Origin of the sequence: Streptomyces poriferorum (assembly GCF_019399235.1) — a bacterium.
GTDB classification, from domain to species: domain Bacteria; phylum Actinomycetota; class Actinomycetes; order Streptomycetales; family Streptomycetaceae; genus Streptomyces; species Streptomyces poriferorum.
The window spans coordinates 1-5,963 of sequence record NZ_JAELVH010000371.1 but is presented as its reverse complement, the minus strand read 5'-3'; the positions used below and the strand labels follow the sequence as shown (position 1 = coordinate 5,963).

Sequence of the window (5,963 nt, the reverse complement as noted above, 5' to 3'; positions counted from 1 at the left end):
GCCGGGTGGGACCGGGGGAGCACCCGGAGCTGTGTCCACCCGGCGATCAGCGATGTACGGCTCCGCAGCCGTGCAGGTCACGGTCGTCCGGGACGCGTCGCACGGCACGAACACGGGCAGACAGCCGTTGGCATGGGTGTCACCGCCACGTGCACCCCACCGCGTGGTGCGAACAGGAGGTACGAGCACATGACGGACGCCGACCCCGGGCTCTTCGGGCCCGCATCGGTCACCTGGCAGCTGCACGGTGACCCGATGATGTGGGTCGCCGGTGTCCGCGCCCTGTACCTCCAGGCGCTGCACCCGCGCGCGGTGCGCGGCGTCATGCAGAACAGCGACTTCCGCGAGGACGCGTGGGGCCGGCTGATGCGCACGGCCGGGTTCGTCGGGACGATCACCTACGGGACCGCCGACGCCGCGGAGAGGGCCGGAGCCCGGGTCCGGAAGATCCACCGGCTCCTCAGGGCCACCGACCCGCTGACCGGCGAGACGTACGGCGTCGACGAACCGGAGCTGCTTCTGTGGGTGCACTGTGCGGAGGTCGACTCCTATCTCCAGGTCGAACGGCGCTCCGGCTACCCGCTCACCGACGCGCAGGCCGACCGGTACGTCGACGAACACCGCACCGGCGCCCGCCTCGTCGGCCTCGATCCGTCCGAAGTGCCCGCGACCACCGCACAGCTCGCCGCCTATTTCGAGCGGGTACGGCCCCGACTGGCTTCCTCGCCCGAGGCGTTGGACGTCGACGCGTTCCTGCGCCGGCCACCCGTCCACCCGCTGCTCGTACCGGCACGCGCCGTGCTCTGGCGGCGTGTGGCGGCGCTGGCGTACCAGTCGCTGCCCCCGTTCGCCCACGAGCTGTACGGCAGACCGGCGCCGCCCGCGGCCACCGTCGACCGCCGTCTGCGGACCACCGGAACCGCCCTGCGGGCCATCCCGTCGAGGCTGCGCTGGAAACTCCCGCCCGGTCACATTGTGAACGCGATGGCACGACTCGGACCCGGCAGCCGCCCCACCCCGTACACACTGAAAAGGCAGGCAGCCATACTGGACGGGCCGGGGAGGGCGCAGCAACAGTAGGCGAAATGACGGGGGCGACAGCAGGGATGGCGGAAACCAGGCTGATCCAGAGCCGGTACCGACTGCTCGATCTGATCGGGCGGGGCGGCATGGGCGAGGTGTGGCGTGCCCGCGACGAGTCGCTCGGCCGTCAGGTCGCCGTCAAATGCCTCAAACCCATGGGCCCGCAGCACGACCAGGACTTCACCCGCATCCTGCGTGAACGCTTCCGCCGCGAGGCCCGCGTCGCCGCCGCCCTCCAGCACCGGGGTGTCACCGTCGTCCACGACTTCGGCGAACACGAGGGGGTGCTCTATCTGGTGATGGAGCTCCTGGAGGGCCGTAACCTCAGCGAGCTTCTGGAGGACAACAAGCAGCTTCCGCTGCCCGTCGATGACGTCGTCGACATCGCCGAGCAGGTCGCCGACGCCCTCGGGTACACCCATCAGCAGGGCATCGTCCACCGTGACCTCAAACCCGCCAACATCATGCGGCTGGCCGACGGCACGGTGAAGATCTGCGACTTCGGCATTGCCAGGCTCGGCCACGACATGGCGGTCACCTCCCGTCTCACCGGCGTCGGCATCGCCATGGGGACCCCGCACTACATGTCGCCGGAGCAGATCAGCGGCGGCGAGATCGACCACCGCAGCGACCTGTACTCGCTGGGCTGCGTCCTGTACGAGATCGCCACCGGGGCACCGCCGTTCGATCTCGACGACGCCTGGGGCGTGCTCGTCGGCCACCGTGACACCCCGCCCGAGCCCCTGCGCACCCACCGGGCGGAACTGCCGGGGTTCTTCGACCGCGTCGTCCTGGAACTGCTCGCGAAGACGCCGGACCAGCGGCCGGTGGACGCCGGAGACCTGCGCCGCCGTATCGCCGTCGGCCGCACCGGCGGGCAGCCGCACCTGGAGCCGACCGGCCGGGTGCTGCTCGCGCCGCCGGCCCCCGTCGAGCATCCCGGCGGACCCGCAGCCCTCGCGCCACGCCTGCCCGACTGGACCCGCGGCATGACCACCGGGCACAAGGCGACCGGCACCGCGGCCATGTCGCCGGACTCGTTCGACCACTCGGCGGGCCTCACCGGCGCATGGACCACCGGCGCCGCGCAGCCCGCCGCGGGAAGGCCCGCCGGTGCCGAACGCCCCACCCCGGGGCCGGAGCTCCTCTCGATACTCGCCAGCCGCCACAGCGCCGGCCTCAACCTCGGCAGGCTCGGCCACTGGGAGGAGGCGGGCGAGGTCCACCGCGCGGTCGCCGCCGAACGCGAGAGCGTCCTCGGTCCCGGCCATCCCGACACGCTCTCCAGCCGGTACGAGGTGGGCTTCACCCTCAGCCGGACCGGACGGGCGGCGGACGCGCTGCGGGAGTTCGCCCATGTCGCCCAGGGCCGTGAACGCGGCCTCGGCCCCGACCATCCGGAGACCCTCGCGGCCCGCCAGGAGATGGCGTACGTACTGGGCCAGCTCGGCCGGCACTTCGAGGCCCACCAGTTGTACGCAGCCGTCCTCGCCTCCCGGGAACGCTCGATGGGGCCCGACCACCCCGACACCCTGCGCTGCCGCCACAACCTGGCGTTCAACCTCAGCAGGCTCGGGCGGCTGGAGGAGTCGTACGGCATGGCCCGCGACGTCGCGCAGGCGCGCGCCCGGCTGCTCGGCGCCGCCCACCCCGACACCCTCGTCACCCGCTACGAGGTCGGCTACACCCTGGGCCGGCTCGGCCGCTGGACGGAGGCCCTGCAGACCTACCGGGAAGTCGTCCAGGCCCGCGCGCAGGCGCTGGGCGCCGACCACCCGGACACTCTCGCGGCCCGCTACGAGGTCGGGATCAGCCTCGGGCGTCTGGGCCGCAGCGCCGAGGCCCTGGAGCTCTACCGGGCGCTCGTCGAGGACCGGACCCGGGTCAGCGGCCGTGCCGACCCCGAGACCCTCCGCGCCCGCCACGGACTGGGCGTCAACCTGGGCCGGCTGGCCCGCTGGGAAGAGGCGCTGGCCGAATCCCGCGAGGTGTGCGTGAACCGCGAGCGCGTCCTGGGCGCCGACCACCCCGACACCCTGGTCAGCCGCCGCGAGATCGCCGTCGGCCTCGGCTGGCTCGGCCGCTGGGCCGACGCCCTCACCGTCTACCGGCAGGTGGCCGAGGCGCGGACCCGGATCCTGGGGGCCGACCACCCCGACACCCTCGCCGGCCGCAACGACGAGGCGCACTGCCTCGAACAACTCGGCAGGGGCCAGGAGGCCGTCGAGCTCTACCGGCAGGTGGCGGCGCTGCGGCAGCAGCGGGGCATCCCGTCCCACTGAGCCCGAGGGACGGCAGGCGCCCGGTCCTGGTCCGCGGCGCGCGTCCGTGTTACCAAGGGACATGCCCGTACGAGACAGCTATGACGCAGTGATCGTCGGCGGCGGCCACAACGGCCTCGTCGCCGCCGCCTACCTCGCCCGTGCCGGGCAGTCCGTCCTGGTCCTGGAACGGCTGGGCACCACCGGGGGAGCGGCCGTCTCGACCCGTCCGTTCGACGGGGTCGACGCCCGGCTGTCGCGCTACTCCTACCTCGTGTCGCTGCTCCCGTCGAAGATCGTCCGCGATCTCGGCCTGGACTTCGCCGTACGCAAGCGGACCGTCTCCTCGTACACCCCGGCCGTCCGCGACGGCCGCCCCACCGGCCTGCTGGTCGCCGGCGACCGCACCCGCGACTCCTTCGCCGCCCTCACCGGCTCGGACCGGGAGTACGAGGCGTGGCAGCGGTTCTACGGACGCACCGGGCAGGTCGCCGAGCGGGTCTTCCCGACGCTCACGGAACCGCTGCCCACCCGTGACGCGCTGCGGGAGCGGATCGGCGACGCGGACGCCTGGCGGACGCTGTTCGAGGAACCCATCGGCGTGACCGTCGAGAACACCTTCGACGACGACCTCGTCCGCGGTGTCGTCCTCACAGACGCTCTCATCGGAACCTTCGCGGACGCGCATGATGCGTCACTGCTCCAGAACCGCTGTTTCCTCTACCACGTGATCGGCGGCGGCACCGGCGACTGGGACGTCCCGGTCGGCGGCATGGGCGCGCTCACCGACGCTCTCGCCGGGGCCGCGCGCGCCGCCGGTGCGCAGATCCGCACGGGCCATGAGGCGGTCCGCATCGACACCGACGGGACGCACGCCGAGGTGACGGTCCGCACGGACAGCGGTGAATCCACCGTCGGCGCGCGCCGCGTCCTGGTCAACGCCTCGCCCGAGGCCCTCGCCGCCCTCCTCGGCGACGCGCCGCCGGCACCCGCCGAAGGCGCCCAGCTGAAGGTGAACATGCTGCTCACCCGGCTGCCCCGGCTCAAGGACCGGTCCGTGGACCCGCGTCAGGCGTTCGCCGGGACCTTCCACATCGCCGAAGGGTACGGACAACTGGCCGACGCCTACCGGGACGCGGCGGCGGGCCGGCTGCCCGCCGCCCCGCCCTCGGAGATCTACTGCCATTCGCTGACGGACCCCTCGATCCTCGGCGCGGATCTCGCCGGCCGCGGCTACCAGACCCTGACCCTGTTCGGCCTCCACACCCCGGCGCGCCTCTTCGCCGCGGACAACGACAGCACCCGTGCCACGCTGCTAGAGGCGACGCTGGCCGAGCTCGACGTCCATCTGGAGGAGCCGCTCGCCGACTGCCTGGCGCTCGACGCGAACGGTGAGCCGTGCATCGAGGCGAAGACGCCGCTCGACCTCGAACGTGACCTGCGGCTGCCCGGGGGCCACATCTTCCACCGGGACCTCGCCTTCCCGTACGCCACCGCGGAGACCGGCCGCTGGGGCGTGGAGACCGCGCACGCGAACGTCCTGCTCTGCGGGGCCGGGGCGGTGCGCGGCGGAGGGGTCAGCGGGGTCCCCGGCCACAACGCCGCGATGGCGGCGCTGGGCCGGTGACCGGCACCCGCTACTGACCGAACGCACCCCGCAGCGCGGCGATCTTGCGCGGCAGGTCGTACTCCGCGCCGCCCTCGTGCCCGTTGTACGTGAACACCTCGATCTGCGCCGGCCCGGCATAGCGGTGATAGGCGGCGAACACCGTGGACGACGGGCAGATCTTGTCCATCAGCCCCACCGAGAACCACGCCGGAGCGGTCGCCCTGGCCGCGAAGTTGACGCCGTCGAAGTACGACAGGGTCTCCATCGCCTCGTCGATCCGGAAGCGGTGCCCGGACAGCCAGCGGGCGATCTCCGCGTACGGGCCGGCGTCCGTGATCTGCGAGGCACGCCGGTAGTGGCAGAGGAACGGCACATCGGCTACGGCCGCCACGACGTCGTCGCGCAGCCCCGCCACAGCGAGGGCGAGGCCGCCGCCCTGGCTGCCACCGAGCACCGCGACGCGGGAGGCGTCCACCGCGGTGTGCGCCTTCGCCGCGTCGACGGCCCGCACCGCGTCCGTGATCAGNCGTCGAACACGTCGACGGTGGCGAATCCGGCGTCGTACGGGACGAACTCGGCGTCCAGACCGTGACGGGCGCTCTCGGCGAGCGTCTTCTCCCAGAAGGCGTCGAAGTCGGCCGGCTCCTCCGGCTCCGGCCGGTAGTCGCGCAGCCGGTCCAGGGGCATGTCGAACAGCAAGGGTCTAGCTCCTCTTCAGGGTGAGGTCGAGGGTTGCACCGTGGAGTCCAGTCGTGTCCGCGGTGATGCGGATACCGGTGCCGGTCGGCGCCACCGTGATGCCCGGGTCGGCCGAGACGACGCTCAGATCGCGCCGGGCCAGGTCCAGCACGACGGAGGAACGCAGCTGGGTCGGGTCCGACAGCGAGACGGTGACCGCCTTTCCCTCCGGCCGGACGAGGACCGAAGCCGGTCCGTCCGCGGTGAGTTCCTGTGCCGTTCCGGCTCCCCAGAAGTTCGCGGCGAGCAGCCCGTCCGCGCAGCGGCGTACC

The 5,963-nt window shown here is 72.8% G+C and carries 4 protein-coding genes and 1 pseudogene; 3 read left to right on the top strand and 2 right to left on the bottom strand.

The window, feature by feature from the left end; genetic code table 11:
• Positions 1-189 precede the first annotated feature (189 nt).
• From JGS39_RS36030 to JGS39_RS36020, 3 genes are all read left to right on the top strand, one after another.
• Positions 190-1,080, top strand: a complete 891-nt coding sequence (locus tag JGS39_RS36030) for an oxygenase MpaB family protein (protein WP_219573975.1) — start codon at positions 190-192, stop codon at positions 1,078-1,080.
• 26 nt (positions 1,081-1,106) lie between these two features.
• Positions 1,107-3,365, top strand: coding sequence for a serine/threonine-protein kinase (locus tag JGS39_RS36025; protein ID WP_219573976.1), 2,259 nt, complete (start codon positions 1,107-1,109; stop codon positions 3,363-3,365).
• Between the two features lie 61 nt (positions 3,366-3,426).
• The gene (locus JGS39_RS36020; RefSeq protein WP_219573974.1) at positions 3,427-4,971 is read left to right on the top strand and encodes a phytoene desaturase family protein; all 1,545 of its coding nucleotides are present in this window, start codon (positions 3,427-3,429) and stop codon (positions 4,969-4,971) included.
• 10 nt (positions 4,972-4,981) lie between these two features.
• On the opposite strand, the pseudogene JGS39_RS36015 reads toward JGS39_RS36020, so the two are convergent.
• Positions 4,982-5,640, bottom strand: a pseudogene (locus JGS39_RS36015) (acetylxylan esterase).
• Positions 5,641-5,656: 16 nt separating this feature from the next.
• Positions 5,657-5,963 (bottom strand): polysaccharide lyase beta-sandwich domain-containing protein (locus JGS39_RS36010; protein ID WP_236065888.1); only part of this gene is annotated, 307 nt, incomplete at its 5' end.

What these genes read in the sequence shown, in the direction of transcription:
- JGS39_RS36030 (WP_219573975.1), top strand. Translation starts at nt 190, where the DNA reads ATGACGGACGCCGACCCCGGGCTCTTCGGGCCCGCATCGGTCACCTGG.
- JGS39_RS36025 (WP_219573976.1), top strand. Translation starts at nt 1,107, where the DNA reads ATGGCGGAAACCAGGCTGATCCAGAGCCGGTACCGACTGCTCGATCTG.
- JGS39_RS36020 (WP_219573974.1), top strand. Translation starts at nt 3,427, where the DNA reads ATGCCCGTACGAGACAGCTATGACGCAGTGATCGTCGGCGGCGGCCAC.